The 16,259-nt window shown below is 43.3% G+C and carries 16 protein-coding genes; 4 read left to right on the top strand and 12 right to left on the bottom strand.

Annotation, left to right across the window (positions count from 1 at the left end; translation table 11 throughout):
• The first annotated feature begins 318 nt into the window (after window positions 1-318).
• The 3 genes from ANME2D_RS01805 (at window position 319) to hepT (ending at window position 1,587) form a co-directional block, all read left to right on the top strand.
• Window positions 319-525 (top strand): hypothetical protein, encoded by a 207-nt coding sequence (locus tag ANME2D_RS01805; protein WP_048088657.1) that lies wholly within the window; start codon window positions 319-321, stop codon window positions 523-525.
• 232 nt (window positions 526-757) lie between these two features.
• Window positions 758-1,174: a type VII toxin-antitoxin system MntA family adenylyltransferase antitoxin gene (gene mntA, locus ANME2D_RS01810; RefSeq protein ID WP_048089239.1), complete on the top strand. Its 417-nt coding sequence runs from the start codon at window positions 758-760 to the stop codon at window positions 1,172-1,174.
• Window positions 1,171-1,587 carry a type VII toxin-antitoxin system HepT family RNase toxin gene (gene hepT / locus ANME2D_RS01815; RefSeq protein ID WP_048088659.1) on the top strand — a complete coding sequence of 139 codons (417 nt, stop codon included), beginning with the start codon at window positions 1,171-1,173 and terminating at the stop codon, window positions 1,585-1,587. The genes mntA and hepT overlap by 4 nt, the downstream gene beginning before the upstream one ends.
• A 48-nt stretch (window positions 1,588-1,635) precedes the next feature.
• Here the strand turns inward: hepT and ANME2D_RS01820 are convergent, their stop codons facing one another.
• Window positions 1,636-2,790 carry a DEAD/DEAH box helicase gene (locus ANME2D_RS01820; RefSeq protein WP_052368547.1) on the bottom strand — a complete coding sequence of 385 codons (1,155 nt, stop codon included), beginning with the start codon at window positions 2,788-2,790 and terminating at the stop codon, window positions 1,636-1,638.
• 418 nt (window positions 2,791-3,208) lie between these two features.
• Between ANME2D_RS01820 and ANME2D_RS01825 the strand changes: the two genes are divergently transcribed.
• Window positions 3,209-3,505 (top strand): hypothetical protein, encoded by a 297-nt coding sequence (locus ANME2D_RS01825; protein ID WP_048088663.1) that lies wholly within the window; start codon window positions 3,209-3,211, stop codon window positions 3,503-3,505.
• A gap of 107 nt (window positions 3,506-3,612) precedes the next feature.
• Here the strand turns inward: ANME2D_RS01825 and ANME2D_RS01830 are convergent, their stop codons facing one another.
• From ANME2D_RS01830 to ANME2D_RS01880, 11 genes are all read right to left on the bottom strand, one after another.
• Entirely contained in the window at window positions 3,613-5,373 is a 1,761-nt protein-coding gene (locus ANME2D_RS01830; RefSeq protein ID WP_320408796.1) for an ATP-dependent DNA ligase, read from the bottom strand.
• Window positions 5,374-5,420: 47 nt separating this feature from the next.
• Window positions 5,421-5,882: an aspartate carbamoyltransferase regulatory subunit gene (gene pyrI / locus ANME2D_RS01835; RefSeq protein ID WP_048088667.1), complete on the bottom strand. Its 462-nt coding sequence runs from the start codon at window positions 5,880-5,882 to the stop codon at window positions 5,421-5,423.
• Window positions 5,879-6,787, bottom strand: a complete 909-nt coding sequence (pyrB, locus tag ANME2D_RS01840; RefSeq protein ID WP_048088669.1) for an aspartate carbamoyltransferase — start codon at window positions 6,785-6,787, stop codon at window positions 5,879-5,881. Before pyrB ends, pyrI begins: the two co-directional genes overlap by 4 nt.
• A gap of 142 nt (window positions 6,788-6,929) precedes the next feature.
• On the bottom strand, window positions 6,930-7,700 hold the full coding sequence (locus ANME2D_RS01845; RefSeq protein WP_048088671.1) for a hypothetical protein: 771 nt from the start codon (window positions 7,698-7,700) through the stop codon (window positions 6,930-6,932).
• A 71-nt stretch (window positions 7,701-7,771) separates the two neighbouring features.
• Complete coding sequence (locus ANME2D_RS01850) at window positions 7,772-8,350, bottom strand: TorD/DmsD family molecular chaperone (protein ID WP_052368510.1); 579 nt, start codon at window positions 8,348-8,350, stop codon at window positions 7,772-7,774.
• 6 nt (window positions 8,351-8,356) lie between these two features.
• The gene (nrfD, locus tag ANME2D_RS01855; RefSeq protein WP_048088673.1) at window positions 8,357-9,529 is read right to left on the bottom strand and encodes an NrfD/PsrC family molybdoenzyme membrane anchor subunit; all 1,173 of its coding nucleotides are present in this window, start codon (window positions 9,527-9,529) and stop codon (window positions 8,357-8,359) included.
• Between the two features lie 11 nt (window positions 9,530-9,540).
• Window positions 9,541-10,194, bottom strand: a complete 654-nt coding sequence (gene dsrO / locus ANME2D_RS01860) for a sulfate reduction electron transfer complex DsrMKJOP subunit DsrO (RefSeq protein ID WP_048088675.1) — start codon at window positions 10,192-10,194, stop codon at window positions 9,541-9,543.
• Window positions 10,195-10,203: 9 nt separating this feature from the next.
• Window positions 10,204-12,756: a molybdopterin-dependent oxidoreductase gene (locus ANME2D_RS01865; RefSeq protein ID WP_048088677.1), complete on the bottom strand. Its 2,553-nt coding sequence runs from the start codon at window positions 12,754-12,756 to the stop codon at window positions 10,204-10,206.
• Window positions 12,757-12,907: 151 nt separating this feature from the next.
• A complete protein-coding gene (locus ANME2D_RS01870) occupies window positions 12,908-13,543 on the bottom strand; it encodes a response regulator (protein ID WP_048088679.1) in 636 nt (211 codons plus the stop codon).
• A 4-nt stretch (window positions 13,544-13,547) separates the two neighbouring features.
• Entirely contained in the window at window positions 13,548-15,308 is a 1,761-nt protein-coding gene (locus tag ANME2D_RS01875; protein ID WP_048088681.1) for a HAMP domain-containing histidine kinase, read from the bottom strand.
• Window positions 15,286-16,218, bottom strand: coding sequence for a substrate-binding domain-containing protein (locus ANME2D_RS01880; RefSeq protein WP_048088683.1), 933 nt, complete (start codon window positions 16,216-16,218; stop codon window positions 15,286-15,288). Before ANME2D_RS01880 ends, ANME2D_RS01875 begins: the two co-directional genes overlap by 23 nt.
• Window positions 16,219-16,259: the final 41 nt, after the last annotated feature.

Here is a 16,259-nt window from a genome sequence, read left to right on the forward strand (position 1 = left end):
TTCACGAACAGATAAAGGTTCAAATACAGGCGCCCGCTGCTTCGGGAAAACTGCCAGAGATGCGGGAGAATATCGTGTTTACCGTGCATAAGGGTTCGGTGAGGAAGTATATTCATCAGATTCTTGAACACGGATTTACACGGATACGCACGGGTTTACATGGATTCTTTTCTCTTAACAGATGATGATTGAATTATTAAGAGAGCTTACGGATATTATGTAAAGAGCAATAAAAATAAGTAAATCCAATACAATACTCAACAAGAATTAAATAGACCTTGTTAAAATCTAATAAATCTGATGGTTAGAGGCAGTAAGATGAGAAAAGAGGCAGAAGCGCGTATTAAAATCAAGAAACTCCTTGAGCAATCAGGTTGGAGGTTTTTCAATAATGAAAAAGGTAAAGCAAATATTGTTTTAGAAAATAATATAAAATGTACTAAGAAAACCATAGATGAGTTTGGCAATGATTTTGAGAAGATTAAAAAAGGTTTTATTGACTTACCCCTGACCGAAGATCAATGAAAATCCGTGTAAATCCGTGCGCATTCGTGTTCCGTTTTACATGGCTGTTGGCTGTTACACATGTAACCAGGCGCAGGAGGCAGATGAAAAACGTCATTATACTGATGGCACTAAGATTTAAATAATTATAGTACAATATAAACGCTAACGCCTGCACCTGTCATCCTACCGCCTGAAGATGCTGTACATAAGCGAAGAACATATATTAGCAAAAACAAATTACAGAGTATGCATGATACCATATGAAAAAGAATTAACAGAGTATTTCAGCAGCAAAGATAGTATAATACTTGCTTATCTTTTTGGTTCAACAGTCAGGGGCGATACAGGTAGATTGAGCGATATAGATATTGGAGTTCTGCTGGATGAAAAATTATCTAAAAAAGATCGCTTCGATATGGAGTTAGAATTAATAAGTGAAATAGCCACTTTAATTAAGAAAAACAAAATAGATTTGATTGTTTTAAACGAAGCACCCTTGCTTCTGGCACACAACATTATAAAAAATGGAATTATTTTAAAATCCAATGAAATAGAGAGAGTTAAGTTCGAAACAAAAATCCTTTCTATGTATATGGATGAAAAATATTACATAAAGAGGCATACGGAACAGACTCTGAAAAGGATTGCCGAGGTCGGTTTCGCGTGAAAGATGAAATTGTATCTAAACTTGAACAACTTGAAGAATATGTTCACATACTAAAAGGCTATCAACATTTTAAATTAGAAGACCTACAGACAGACCACACCCTTAAGGGAGCAGTTGAGCGATATTTAGAGATCGCATTAGAATGTACCATCGACATCGGTGAAATGATAATATCAAGGGAAAAACTGAAACGACCCGAAACATACAAGGAAGTGTTTTTGGTCCTTGGAGAGCATGGTATTTTGCCAGGGGATTTTGCTATAAAATTTGCACAATCTGCAGGATTTAGAAATATACTCGTTCATATGTACGCAAAAATAGATATTGAGAGGCTCTACTATTACTTGCAGAATAATATTGAAGATATTGAACAGTTTGCTAAATACATAGCACAGTATCTGATAAAATATTGAAACGTAGTGTGGGGAAGATGTATGGAGCTAATAAACCCAATACAACCTCTAACGATGCCTGTGCCTGTTATGCTGCTGCCCTCTTCTAACAATGGGCTTATTCATTCTTCTTTCCGGCTTTCTCATTGCAGCCTTCTCCAGAACGGGCATTATCTCTTCCTCAATCACCACATCATTTTCTTTCAACACATTTGAGAAATTATCATAATCCTTGCTGGAAAGTATATTTATCGCCTTTCCTTCTGCTCCTGCTCTTGCAGTCCTTCCGATCCTGTGGATATACTGCTTGCTCTCCCTGGGAATATCGTAATTGTAAACATGAGAAACACCCTGGATATCAAGCCCCCTTGCAGCCACATCCGTGCATACAAGGACACAGGAATCCCCGGAATGGAACAACCCCATAACATTGTTCCGCTTGCCCTGGGTTAATCCGCCATGAATAGCAAGGGCATCGATACCCGAGAATCTTAAGTTTTTTGCAACCTTGTCTGTATTTCTTTTGGTATTGCAGAAAACCATAACAAGCCCTGAGTTCTCATGCTTCAGCAGGTGCACCAGTAAAGAAAATTTTAAATCCTCGCCAACATCATAATAAGTCTGAACCAGTTTTTTCGGGTCAACGTAAGACTCAACTGAAACCTGAAGCGGTTTTTTCATGTGCCTCTGGGCAAGCCGGACTACATCTTTTGAGATCGTTGCCGAGAACAGAAGAGTCTGCCGATCTTCAGGACATTTTTTGATTATTCTCTCTACATCTTCTTTAAATCCCATATCAAACATCCGGTCTGCTTCATCCAGGACAAGGGTTTTTACACTGCCCAATTTAATAGTGTTTCTTCCGATATGGTCAAGTATCCTGCCTGGTGTTCCCACCACAACATCCGCAGTCCGTAATCCCTGGATTTGCGGATTTATTCCAACACCCCCGTAGACCGCAATAATTCCCAGAGGTCTGTACTTTGAAAATTTCGTTAAAGCCTTTGCGACCTGCTCTGCCAGTTCTCTTGTTGGAGTCAGGACTAAAGCCTGTATACCTTCTCCTCGCTCAGAGCTCTGTAATATACCGGAGGCAAATGCAAGTGTCTTTCCAGAACCTGTTGCAGACCCGGCAATAACATCCCTTCCGGCAAGGATTAAAGGAATCGATTTTTCCTGTATTTCGCTTGGGCTTTCAAACTTCTCATCATTTATTGATCTCAAAAAAGGCCCACTGATACCCAGATTTCTAAAACTTTCCATAATCTCTTTGAAAAAGCATAATACTCTTTCTTATTAACCTCATTAATTTATATTTAAAACAATTAAGAGCTATAAGCACCACTTTATAAAAGTTTAGATTAATTTACTGCTTAAAAGTTTCTCTACAGAATGCTTAACTACAATTATTTGCATAGTTAAGCAAGAGTAGTCCATTATAGACTTAAAGAAGGTATATACGGATAAGCTTTATGCTACGTGGCTAAGTAGCCTCAAACCCATGACCGCTTCAACTTACAGGTATGGGCTATTTAGATTTTGCTAATATTGAAATTTTCATGCTCATATAGGCGCATTAGCCGATAACTATAAATGCACCGGATGATGTTCTTTTATTTGTAATCTAAAGTGAGGTGGTTAGATGGCGAAGTTTCTAATACTTTGGAGAGTGGATACAATGAGGGTACCTGAGAATATTAAAGAGCAAATGACACTCTCTGCAAAGCTTCTGGATATGGTTAAGGAAGATTTCAAAAAAGGCCTGTTGGACTGGGGAGAATTTGTAGGCGGTAACGTAGGATATGCCATAGCTGAAGGAACTGAGCAGGAGATTGCTCTGACATTAGCGAAGTACATGCCATATGTCAGGTTCAAGGTGAAACCGGTACTTTCATTAAGCCAGGTAGAGGAAGTTATGAAAACTTTATCGCAGGCTTGAGATTATTCTATGGCGATTCAGGAGTTCTGAATTGCCTCTCTCTTTTTTCTATTTTTTTCTATAATAGAAGCTCCCTGGTTCGGTGGATTAACGATAAAGAAACACATCTACCCTATCTTCTTCAATTGTGCCTTATACATATCCACGATCTCATCAACAGTAGTGGCATCCTCAGGCGCTTTATCCTTCCTCCACCTGTGCGTAAACCTGGGGAATCTCACAGCTATGCCCGCATTCTCCCTTATCTCATTATAAGCGCACGGGTGAACAGGACTTAGAGTAAGCTCATCCCCGATCATCTCCATCACAAGGGCAGGCTCAAACCAGATATCTGCCTCAAGCTTGCTCTCGACCCTTGCGTGCTTGTGCTCCAACCTGTATGGTGAAAGGATCTCAGGCAAATTCTTGAGATCCTCATCAGTAAAGCCGCTTCCAAGCTTGGTTATCGTCGGGAAGACATCCCGCTCGTGGTCATAGACCGCGACTAATAGCGCGCCGTAGCTTCCTGACCTTCTTCCCCTTCCCATAAGTGCGCCCACGATCACAACATCTATCGGCTCGATCATCTTTGACTGAAAGCTGCGTTTGAGTTTTATCCAGAGCCAGCTCCTTGCACCTGCCTGGTAAATCGAATCCTCATCTTTTAATATAAGCCCTTCACATCCGTTCTCTATTGCGCTCTCAAAAAAAGTCTCGATCTCTTCTACATTATCAGAGATCAGGGAATATACCAGCCTGAACCCGTTGGTCTCTGCTATCATATCTCTCAATCTCACCCTGCGCTCGATCAGTGGCTTCTGGGTTAAATCCTCACCCTCAACAAGTAATGCATCAAAAAGGTACATGTGGGCAGGGAATTTCTTAGCTGCCTCTTCTATCCCGTACTTTCGCCTTCTGTGCATCAACTGCTGGAACGGGAGCATAGTGCCGGTATCAGGATCAACCGCAACGCACTCCCCCTCTATTATGGCCTCGTTTACCTTTAGATTGTGCCTTACAAGGGCTGCTACATCGGGATACTGCCCTGTGATATTCTCAAGCCTTCTTGAGAACAGCGATACCTCATCCCCGAACTTGTGAATCTGGATTCTTTCACCGTCGTATTTCCACTCACATATCGCTTTTCCCAGCTTCTCAACGATCTCGCCTGCCCTCTCAAGGCGCTGGGCAAGCATCATCCTGACAGGTCTCCCTACCTTTGAATGATATTCCTTTATGCCCTCAATACCTTCCCTGCTCAGCGCCCTGGCAACATCCCCAAGATCAGAGGTAAGGTTGTACGCCCTCTCTATTGCTCTCCTTGCATCTTTACTGGCAAATGCCCGGGCAAGGGCATCAAGTATCGTCATATCCGCAATGCCAAGCCTCATCTTGCCAGTAACGGTACGCATAATGTACTTTGCCTCAACAGGCCCGGCATCTGAGAGCAGCCCTGAGAGAGTCCTCACCTTCATATCAACGCTTCCAGCTCCTGTTGTTCCTGCGATCCTGTCAAGAGCATAGTAAACATCCTGTACCAGAAGCTCTCTTTTATGAAGTGCAGTCTGCTTTTTTGTCTTTAGCAGGTTTTCTGCGGCAAGGCCTATGTCTCCTTTTCTATTAAGTTCCTGCTTCACTTCATGCATAGATAGCCCGGAAGCCATGGCAAGTGCCCTTAGCGCCATCTTCTCGGCCATGCCTATCTCTATCCCGGCAAAATCCGGGTATAGTTTGCCCTGCGTCAGGTACACGACCTTATCTATCACATCGCCGGGCGTACTTTTAAAAAGGTTTACCAGATGATCCGTCATCTCAAGTCGCTTTGTGGTTGCAGAGATCATCTCATAAAAATCAACAAGCTCTATATATCTCAGATTCTCACCATGTATTTATCTTGATTATGTATAAATAAAACCATGCCAACTTGAGATCGGGATTAGATCAGATGCTCGGCAATCCCTTCAGAAATCACAAGATCGCAGTAGATGCACCGAAGCTCAATGGGTTTTTTATTTACAGTGAATTTTGAGGTAACAGGCTCATTCGTATTTGAGATGCAGTTGGGATTGGCGCATTTCACTACGCCTTCGAGGCGCTCAGGCAGATCAACGAGGTACTTCTCGATGACCTTAAAATCGCGGATGATGTTGATTGTGGCATTGGGCGCGATGAGTGATATCCTATCCACTTCCTCCTCCTCAAGCTCCCTATCCTCGACTTTAACAATATCCTTTGACCCCATAACTTCACTTGGCACGTTCATAGCAACACTGACAACAGCATTTGTTGTGCCTGATATCCCGAGTATGCGCAGCACATTGAGTGCCTGTCCTGCTGTAATGTGATCGATAACAGTTCCATGTTCTATCCTGCGCACACGCATCTCTTTTTCTATCATGTCGTCTCCATTGCCATTACAAGGAGCGCCATCCTGACAGGAACACCGTAGAACGACTGTTCGAAGTAGCGTGCGTATTTTGTCCGATCAACAGCAGGAGCGATCTCATCCATGCGCGGCAGTGGATGCATTATTATAAGACTGTCGCTGGCTTTCTTGATAAGTTCTTCTGTAACCCTGTAGCTTCCTGCTACTTTCAGATACTCTGCCGGGTCTGGGAAGCGCTCTTTCTGTATCCGTGTAATGTATAATACATCGATATCACCCATGACATCCTCCAGTTTCGTTGTCTCTCTGATGACTGCGCCCTGCTTTTTCAGATCTTTCTTGATCACATCAGGCATCTCAAGTTGTTTTGGCGAGACAAGGGTCATATCGGCATGGTACAGGGACAGGGCGTAAGCAAGTGAATGGACTGTCCTGCCGTATTTTAGGTCGCCCACGAGTGCAATCCTGAGCCCGGATAGGCTGCTCTCTCGCATTATAGTATAAAGGTCAAGCAGAGTCTGTGTGGGATGATGCCCTGCTCCATCTCCTGCATTGATTATTGGAACTCTTGAGTATTCAGCAGCCATACGGGCCGCTCCCTCCCTTGGGTGCCGCAGAACTATCGCATCTGCATAGTTTGCTACGACTCTTATGGTATCTGCAAGGGTCTCTCCTTTAGCCACCGAGCTTACTTCAAGTGCTCCAAGGTCGATTACCTCACCGCCCAGTCGCTTCATAGCAGTCTCAAAGGATAACCTGGTGCGAGTGCTTGGTTCAAAGAAAAGTGTCGCCAGGATTTTACCCAGGAGAAGATCTGATTTTTTACCCTTTGCTATAGGCTCAAGCTGCTTTGCCTTATTCAGGATAAGATCAATCTCGTCCCGTGAAAAATCCCTCATTGAAATAATATGATACATCACATCCTATAGGTAACATTCTAATTTAAATTTATTGATGATTCAGACTATTTGTAGAGTTCCAAAAGCCTGGCATCGATGTGGAGCGTCCAGCCGTCATTCGGTCGCGTCACTTCTGCAGGTATTATCGTTAGAACCTGCGCTACCGCGCCGTCAGAGTTGAAATGGGTGGCACTACTATCGTCGGGATCCGCAGTTCTGATATATCATCTATTGTTTCTGTGTATCTTTCCGATGTTTCTGTTACTGTTCTTTCGTATGTTTCTGATATATCGTCTATTGTTTCTGTGTATCTTCCCGATGTTCCGGTTGCTATTCCTGTATATGTTTCTGATATATCATCTATTGTTTCTGTGTATCTTCCCGATGTTCCGGTTGCTATTCCTGTGTATCTTCCCGATATTCCAGTTGATACTCTTGCGTATCTTCCCGATATTCCGGTTGATACTCTTGCGTATCCTCCCGATGTTCCAGTTGATACTCTTGCGTATCCTCTCGATGTTCCAGTTGATACTCTTGCATATCCTCCCGATGTTCCGGTTGATACTCTTGCGTATCTTCCCGATGTCCCTGTTAATATTCGAGTAGGATTTTCTGTTACGATCACTGTTTCAACCCTGGATGGGCTACTTCTATAATAATTTCTATATATTTCGTCTTCATTATATCTGTAATCAAGGGAATCTCTTTGTCTTAGAATATCTGTAGTAGAGATGCCATTTCCATTTATTACGGTTAGAACATTATCATCCTGTACCCGGGTTACAGCTGTTTCCCTCGATATAGCATAATCTTCCGCAAACTCAGAGTCCTCAATCACAACCCTAACAGGTATGGCTGATAAGGCATTTGGTAAACTAGCTAAGATCGCTGCTGCTAGTAGTAATAACACCAGTATTATGCTTCTGTTCACTTACTCACCCCCCTTCTCTCCCTATATCCCTGAAGGTACTATTGAATCTAATTATTAAGCTTTTATGAATCTTATCTTATAAGCCTTACGCTCATTTCGAGCCCATCCAGTAATTCCAACCTTTCTAATACTCTGGCTGCATTCCTGTAGAAGCCGACTCTATCATTTTTTTCTACCTCTTCGCAGAATTTTGGAACCCATTTCGAAAAATGCTCCCGTATGAAGGAATCATAGGCTTCTGTATTCTCATTGCTCGCAAGGTAATAGAGAAATTCAAGTTCAACAGCTATATGGTCAGGCAGATCATGGAAGTTCTCCATGACCTTCAATCCTGCCCTGCTATAGCTATCAATCACTCCCAGAGTAGAATTTCCCATTACAGTATCTTCCCTGTATATTGACTCATAGGGAGGACAGGGTAGCCCTGGGATTGCGGTAATAAAAAGCCTTGTGTATTCAACCGCGATCAGGTTATAGAATTCCTCATCGTCTTTATCTCTATTCTCCTCCAGGAAATTAGAGAAGCCGGCGATTGCATCACTATCTAAAAACTCTATGTCCTTTATGAAGCCATTCCTCAGGTATCTGGTGAATTCTCTGTCAGGCCTGTGGAATATGAGGCTGAATATCCTGCAAAACTCTTTATTCATAAAAAATTAAATCCGGGAGGGGAGGAATTTGATCATCCTCAGCCCTACCATATAGAGAATTCCTAATGCTCCGATTACTCCAAGGACTATAGCAACCTCTGCTCCTGACACTGAGTACACTGCCGGCTCGCCGTAGAATCCCATTATGGTTCTTCCAACCACCTGCTGTGCAGGAACTGACTGACCCGGTATAACAAGGCTGAACCTCTCTGCAAATACTCCTATCACAGCAAGTAATGAGGCTAACTGCACTGTGAACATGTTCTTCCTTGCGAACAGGATACCTATCGGTATCAGGGTTCCAAGGAATATCTGGAGTCCCCAGAACACAAAGCTATATGGCCCTGAGAACAGGAATTTTGTCATCTCTCCGCCTCCGATCCCGCCGTAGGTTCGCACCATGTTCTCTATAAACACAAGGAATAACTGGATGAGCAGGAAGACTGTTAGATATTTACCCAGACCAACTACCAGCTTCTCATCCATTCTCCTGCCTGTAAGCTTGAATGTAGTTGTCAGTATCAGTATCAACAGAGCTACTCCTGAGGTCAGGGCAGCTACGATGAAAAGTACAGGAAGCAATGGCGAGAACCAGAGTTCTTTTGCTACTATGAAGCCGAATATAGAACCTGTACCTGCATGGACGAATATTGCAAGAGCGGCAGCCGCAGCACCAAGAATCTTGGTCACTTTCAGCAGATCAGGTTTAAAGGTGGTCCAGAGATATACTAACGACAGAGCGATATATCCACTATATAAAAATGAATTTATAGCAAACATCGAGGTCAGATTCTGAGGCCCATAGATCATAAGGTTCATGAATCTCTCAGGGCGGCCCAGTTCACCCAGTATAGTCGCCAGTGCTCCAATTAATAAGAGGATTGCCAGGAATATGGATATCTTTGAGACAGGCTTATATTCCTCTTTTCCAAATACATAGGTAAGAGAGGACAACATAAGAGCTCCTGCACTTGCACCTATGAGAAATATCACTGCAGTTATGGGCAGACCCCATGGAACTAAATTATTCGTACCGAAAGTCTCATGTCCATATCTTATACCGCTAATGAATTCGTATAATCCAATAGCTACCATTACCAGAAATGCCGCTATCAGCCCGTAATACCCTATTGATTTTCCTTCAATTTTAACATATTCAGTTTGTTTGGCGTATTCCATATTTTAACCTCCTAATCCATATAATATACCTGTGGTTCTGTACCCAGATCAGCCCTGAGCTGGTAGTTCCTCCTGCTGCTAAGTAGCTTTGAAACTTCGCTCTCAGGGTCATCAAGGTCTCCAAAGATCCTTGCCTTACCGGGGCATGCCTGGGCACAGGCGGTTATAACGCCATCAGGCGAACCTATCTTATTCCCCTCAGCTTTCGCTTTATCTATCCTGTGTACGCACAGGGTACATTTCTCCACTATGCCTGCTATTCTGGGCGGCACATCTGAATTATGATAGTCCTTCTCTTCCTGTTTATAGAAATTGAAGAACCTCTGTCCATAGGGACATGCCACCATACAGTACTTGCATCCTATGCAGCGCTCATACCTCTGGAGCACAAGACCATCCTCTCTCTTATATGTGGCATCCACCGGGCACACCTTTACACATGGAGCTTTCTCGCAGTGATTGCATAAGATGGGCATGATGCTTGCGCTCGCATTAGGATACTTGCCTTTGAACACAGTGATAACACGGTTCCATTCTATCAGTCTTCTCTTCTTGTAATCCTCAGGCGTGGATGATGTCACGCTGTTCTCTGCCTTGCAGGCTACTGCACATGCCTGGCATCCCACGCATCTATCCAGATCAATGACCATTCCATATTTTACCATAAAATCACCTCACGCCCTGTACACCCTGACCATCGTAGCATTGGTACAGCTCTGTGCAGATATCGGATCTGAGAGGTTGGCTAGAATCTCGTTGGGATTTGCCCCTAAGCCTTTGGCGTACCTGCCATAGTTCCAGTGTCCGTGCTCGAAGGGGAAGACCACGATCCATGGCGGATTGCCCGGGTTTATCACGGCTATCGTCTTCACTTTTCCTACAGGTGATTCAACCCATACCACATCACCGTTCTTGATCCCAAGTTCATCTGCCTTATCAGGATTGAGCTCTACCCAGTTAGTCCACCCCTCTCCTACTATTACTCCGAACCTCTCCTGAAGCCACTGGGCATTCGCACCCCTGCCCTCTGCATGGGTTATCATCTTAGGAGAACTCATATGAAGCGGAAAGCCCTCAGCTTTACCCGCGAATGTGGGTTCTTCATAATGAGGATATTCAAAGAGATCAGGAATCTTCAGTTTCTTCTTAATTACTTCCTTCTGATTATCTGTAAATCCCCCAAGCTTTGAGCTTCTGAATTCAAACTTACCTGACTTTGTTTTCAGTAACTTATCCTTAACAGGATCTTTGATAGCCTTTGTTTCAACTTCCTTGCCGTCCTTTGTCTCCTTTACAGTCTCCTCAGTCTTCTTAAGCTCCTTGTTGTATCCTACACCATCCCATTCATAGAACTTTCCATTAGAGTAGCGGTAGAGGTAAGGCTTCTTGTACCATGCTCCTTTCTCAGCCCATAAGTCAAAGCTGTTAACTCCGTTATCTCCGGGGGCTGTTTCAAAGCCTTTTGCTATGCTGTGGAGCATGTTCTCGAAGCTTCCAAGAGCGTTGTAGTATTCTCCCATCTTTCCGTCCATTCTCTTACCAAGATCGATGATGACTTCCATGGAGTTCCTGTTATCGTATACAGGCTGAACAGCAGGTACTCTGAGTCCGGTCACCGGGTAGCCTGTGCTTGCATATACTGTATCGTCCTGCCATCTCTCAAGGTAATAAGCATCAGGCAGGATATAATCAGCGTACAGCGCTGTCTCGCTCAGGTAGCTTGAGGTCTCAACTATGAATACGTCCTTGAAAGCCTCGTGTGCCCTCTGCGGATTGGGATTTGAGAACAGCGGATTTGTATAGTAGGTGAACAGAACGCTCAGCTTATAGGGATTCCCATTCGCATGGTTATCTGGTATATTCTGATACACATTGCTTGCGATTGGCCATTCATCGCTCTTTGCCTTATCGATGCGATCAAGCGTATGCTCCTTGAAATCCTTCTCAACCTTCTTGGCGATATCATCCATGTACTCTGTATCATCGATCGGGAGCTTGCCATATGGTACACCTATCTGGTACATCACACCGCCTAAGGCGAACATGCTTCCTACGAGTGCATTTAACGCATGGATCGACATGTGGTTATAAGCACCGTTAGTATGTGCGCCTGCTCCCCTCTCTCCACCTGCGATAGCAGGTTTTGTTGTAGCGAATTCCCTGGCTATCCTGATGATTGTTCCAGCAGGTATGCCTGTGATCTGGCTTGCTCTGGATGGTGTAAAATTAATTAGCACATTGTTCCACCAGTCCACCAATCCAGATGTCCAGACCTCTTCAAAGTCTTCGTTTGCTACGGTTTCTCCAGTTATGAACTTTCTTCCAATCTCCTTGAAGTCGCCCACAAAGCTTCTATCCCACAGTCCCTCTGTGAGTATGACATGCGCGATTCCAAGGGCAAGTCCACCGTCAGTGCCTGGTTTTACTGGAAGCCACTCATCCGCTTTTATAGCAGTCGTTGAGAACCTTGTATCCGCTATGACCTGCTTGGCTCTGACCGGTCTTCCTCTTCTCATATGCGCCCATTTCTGGAGCATTAGATTCGTAGGTCTCCATGCCTCAAGGGTAGCCCCTCCGAAGTTCAGTACATAATTACAATTTTCCCAATCATAGGCACAGTAATCATCAGTACCGTCCAGGCAGAGCCTTGCTTTTTTACTGGCATCTGCGCATATAGATGAATGGCCAAGGTTATTGGGAGTACCGTATAGTTTTGTGAATGTGCCCCAGACAGTGCCAGCTCTACCACGGTTTCTGCCGCTCAGGTAGGCTACAGTATGGGACTTTCCCTCATCCCTGATCTTCTTCAATCTATCAGCTATATCATCCAGTGCCTCATCCCATGTAACAGGCACGAATTTCGGGTCTTCGTTCTGACCTTTGTTTGGATTTGTCCTCTTGAGAGGAGATTTCACCCTGTCCACATCATAAAGCAACTGAAGCCCTGCATATCCCTTGGGACAGAGCTTGCCGTTGCTGTATGGATGTTCGGGATTACCCTCTATTTTTACAGCCTTGCCATTTACAACCCTTACCTTTGTACCACAGCCTGCAGGGCATTGAATACATACGCTTGAGATCCATTTCTCTTCTCTGGCCGCATCTACACCCTGAGCTAGGGCTTTAATGACCGGTTGGCCTAAAGAAGCGTAACCCATGGTTGCCGCGCCAACAGCACCTGCAACTTTTAAAAAACTTCTTCTATTGATTTTTAGTTCTGAAACCATTATACAGCCTCCGTTTTATCCATAATAAGTACCAGTTCTTGAGTTCCTATCATGAGCTTTCCTGATTCCAATTATGATAGAGTTGAACGGCTACATATAAAATATTTTTTAGAAATAAATTTCAATCAATAGCTTTTACTTGAAAAAAAATTCAAAGCTCAGCAGCCTTTAGAGCTTCAAGAAGTCTTTTTCCAAGAGGTGTTAGCATATACACTTTCTCACTATCTTGCTCTATTATTGCATGGGATTTCAGTACCCTGAGATGGAAACTCAGCTTGGTGGCATCCTCGATACCAAGCCCACGCTGAATTTCTGTGAACTTAAGTTTCCCGGCTTGATTCAGAAGTCTTACCGCGTCTTTCCTTATTGGATTTGAGATAGCCTTAATGACATCGGAATTAATGATTTGAGAATGTTTTTCAAACTCTGCTTCTGCAAGAACCTTTCGAATCTTTGTTTGAACCTCGTCTATCTTAAATGGCTTTGTTATGTACTCAGAAGCCCCGGCTTTCATCGCTTCAACTGCATTTTCAACGGTTGCAAATGCTGTTATCAGGATCACATGAGCTTTGGGTCTTATACGTCTTGTTTCCCTTAAGACCTCCATTCCCCCCATAACTGGCATTATGAGATCGGTCAGGATAACATCATAATCCTTCTTCTTTATCATATCAAGCCCAAGTTGACCATTCTGGGCAGAATCTACAAGATAACCTTCATCCTTCAATATTTCGACAAGCCCATCCCGCATTTTCGGGTCATCTTCAATAACTAAAATACTTTCCATAATATCATACCGGTAATTTTATTGTAAATGTTGTTCCTATCCCGACTTCACTTCGCACGTCGATTGTGCCATTGTGGCGGTTTATGATCCCGTAACAGATCGAGAGTCCAAGGCCTGTCCCTTCACCCGGCTCCTTGGTTGTAAAAAATGGGTCAAATATTTTGTCCATATTTTCCCTGGGTATGCCGTAGCCGTTATCAGATATACTGATCTCTATATGATCATGATTTGCTGTAGTTCTGATCATTATTTCTCCGTTTTTTGTAATAGCCTGTATTGAATTTGTCAGTATATCTATGATGACCTGTCGGATCTGCCCGCTATCAGCATAGATAAGGGGTAGAGGCTCAAGGAGAGTTGTAACCTTGATATCATTGAACTGATGGTTCAGGATGCTCAGTACTTTATCTATCTCAATATTTATATCTATTGGATTTAATTTGAGTTCTGATCGGCGCGCAAATTCAAGCAATCCCTGAACGATATGTGCCGCCCTGTTTGCCTCATCATCAATGGTTTTTAGCTTGCTTTTAGCATTCTCATCCTCTGTTTTCTTAAGGAGCATCTGTGCATACAGGGATATATTAGCAAGGGGATTATTGATCTCGTGGGCCACGCCTGCAGCCAGTTGACCTATAGTAGCAAGCCTGTCGGATTGCAAGAGCTGTTTCTCAAGCTTTTTCATTTCTTTCTGGTGTGTGATATCTCTGATAACAACTACTCTACCCACATCCGCACCCTCCTGCAGGGGTCTGCTGCTCACAACGCCCGGAAAGAGCATGCCATTCTTTTTAATGAAAACGCCTTCACCATCAAGAATCTCTCCCATGTTATCAGTAACTATACCTTTGAAGGGAGAGTACAGCATATTTATGCTCTTACCAACAACTTCTTCAAAACTATAGTCGAATATCTCCTGTGCTGCACTGTTCCACGAGAGAATATTTTTTTGTGAATCTATCAATATCACTGCATCGCTTATACCATCAACAAGTTTTTTGTATCTCTCCTCTGAAGTACGAAGTTCGTTTATACTGTTATTCAGGTTATGTGACATCTGGTTGAATGCTTTTGAAAGGATATGGATCTCATCAGTAGACTCAGTCTCTATCTGATATCCAAGGTTCCCCCTGCCGATTTCTTCGGCTCCTTTTACCAGAGCGCGTATCGGTCTTGTTAAATAATCTCCAGCTATATATGCCATGAAAACGCCCAGTGCCCCTACTATAAATGTGAGCATCATTATAATACGACTTGTCTGGGTTATCTTCTCGTTCAGGGATGTCTCATCCAGTCCAATATGGACAAATCCCGCCCTGCCATTCAGTATCGGAGCTTTAAAATCAATAACATAGCCATCACCGGTGTCAAGAAGCCTGGAGCTACTGCTGGTTTCAGTATGAGCAGTAAGGAGTTCACCTGGAAAGCCAGCATTAAAAGTATGCACCAGCACTTTACCCTTTGCATCAGTTATGAATATATACTCAACATCCTTCTCTGTCTTCTTGATATTCCCAATAAGCCGGTTGAGGCTCACCGTATCCTCGATCAATAAAGGCTCAGTACTGCTTGCAGCCAGGTTCCTTGATATAGCCATCCCTCTCTCATGAAGTTCCTCGGATAATGTACTGGTAAGGCTTATTTGCACGAAGATCGTGGTCAGAGCACCGAGGAGCATTATAATAACGACTATCCAGACAACGAATTTTCTTACCAGTCCCCCCCCTATAAAATTATTTATTTTAATTACTGTATCCTTTAACATCTTTGACTACCTTTTTCATCTCCCTTATAGAGTCATAGAGGCTGTCGTTCGCTTCTGAGAATCTGTCTATCATGATATTGTTCAGGATCTCTTTGCCTTTTTCATCCTCATGCATTTGAAGAAGAATCGTCTTTAGCCTCTCTTTAAGTTCAGGGTCTATATCCTTTGAGACTACCACAGGGGGAATTCCGTATGGCCGGGATTTATTGATAATCCTGGTTCTTGAAGTGAACTTCGGATCAGTGGTGTCTTTATAGTCCCAGACCAGACTATCCACAGCAGCACCATCAACCATCCTCTCTGCTACCGCCTCAATGGATTTATCGTGACTGTAGGTGAAAAACGTTAGCCTGAAAAAAGTCTCTGAATTTTCACCCATCTGCGCTAATATATATTCAGGTGATAGTTTCCCTGAATTGGATAACGGATCTGAAAAGGCAAAAGTTTTGCCTTTAAGCTCCTTCAGGTTGTTAACATCGCTGTCTTTTGGAACTATTATATATGAGTAATAATAAGTTTCTCCTCTCATTACGGGCACTACAAGGAGTTCCATGCCGAACTGATCGTACCCCTCTACATATGCCAGACTGCAAACGAAAGCTGCATCCACACTGTTCCTGCGGATAAGGTCATTTACCTCCTGATAGGTCTTGCGCTGGACAAGTTTGACCGGAACACCCGTTTTCTCGGAGATATAATCGAGCATATCCTGATAATAGACCAGCGTCTCCTCAGGGGAAATTATTGCGGAGACAGCAATCCTTATGCTCTCTGTATCTGAATTATCACCAGCATCAATAGTTCTATTTGAGAGATCGACCCTTGCAGCTTCTTCGGTATTCAAACACCCGCTCAAGGTTAAGACTAACAGGAGCATCGACATCAGAATAATACTTTTTTCAGGGTACATACAGGTTAGTTTTTAAATTCTTTATTTAACTTAATATATTT

This window comes from Candidatus Methanoperedens nitratireducens (genome assembly GCF_000685155.1).
GTDB classification, from domain to species: domain Archaea; phylum Halobacteriota; class Methanosarcinia; order Methanosarcinales; family Methanoperedenaceae; genus Methanoperedens; species Methanoperedens nitratireducens.

What these genes read in the sequence shown, in the direction of transcription:
- ANME2D_RS01850 (WP_052368510.1), bottom strand. Translation starts at nt 8,350, where the DNA reads ATGAATAAAGAGTTTTGCAGGATATTCAGCCTCATATTCCACAGGCCT.
- pyrB (WP_048088669.1), bottom strand. Translation starts at nt 6,787, where the DNA reads ATGTATCATATTATTTCAATGAGGGATTTTTCACGGGACGAGATTGAT.
- mntA (WP_048089239.1), top strand. Translation starts at nt 758, where the DNA reads ATGATACCATATGAAAAAGAATTAACAGAGTATTTCAGCAGCAAAGAT.
- dsrO (WP_048088675.1), bottom strand. Translation starts at nt 10,194, where the DNA reads ATGGTAAAATATGGAATGGTCATTGATCTGGATAGATGCGTGGGATGC.
- nrfD (WP_048088673.1), bottom strand. Translation starts at nt 9,529, where the DNA reads ATGGAATACGCCAAACAAACTGAATATGTTAAAATTGAAGGAAAATCA.
- ANME2D_RS01875 (WP_048088681.1), bottom strand. Translation starts at nt 15,308, where the DNA reads ATGTTAAAGGATACAGTAATTAAAATAAATAATTTTATAGGGGGGGGA.
- ANME2D_RS01870 (WP_048088679.1), bottom strand. Translation starts at nt 13,543, where the DNA reads ATGGAAAGTATTTTAGTTATTGAAGATGACCCGAAAATGCGGGATGGG.
- ANME2D_RS01880 (WP_048088683.1), bottom strand. Translation starts at nt 16,218, where the DNA reads ATGTACCCTGAAAAAAGTATTATTCTGATGTCGATGCTCCTGTTAGTC.
- pyrI (WP_048088667.1), bottom strand. Translation starts at nt 5,882, where the DNA reads ATGATAGAAAAAGAGATGCGTGTGCGCAGGATAGAACATGGAACTGTT.
- ANME2D_RS01865 (WP_048088677.1), bottom strand. Translation starts at nt 12,756, where the DNA reads ATGGTTTCAGAACTAAAAATCAATAGAAGAAGTTTTTTAAAAGTTGCA.
- ANME2D_RS01805 (WP_048088657.1), top strand. Translation starts at nt 319, where the DNA reads ATGAGAAAAGAGGCAGAAGCGCGTATTAAAATCAAGAAACTCCTTGAG.
- ANME2D_RS01825 (WP_048088663.1), top strand. Translation starts at nt 3,209, where the DNA reads ATGGCGAAGTTTCTAATACTTTGGAGAGTGGATACAATGAGGGTACCT.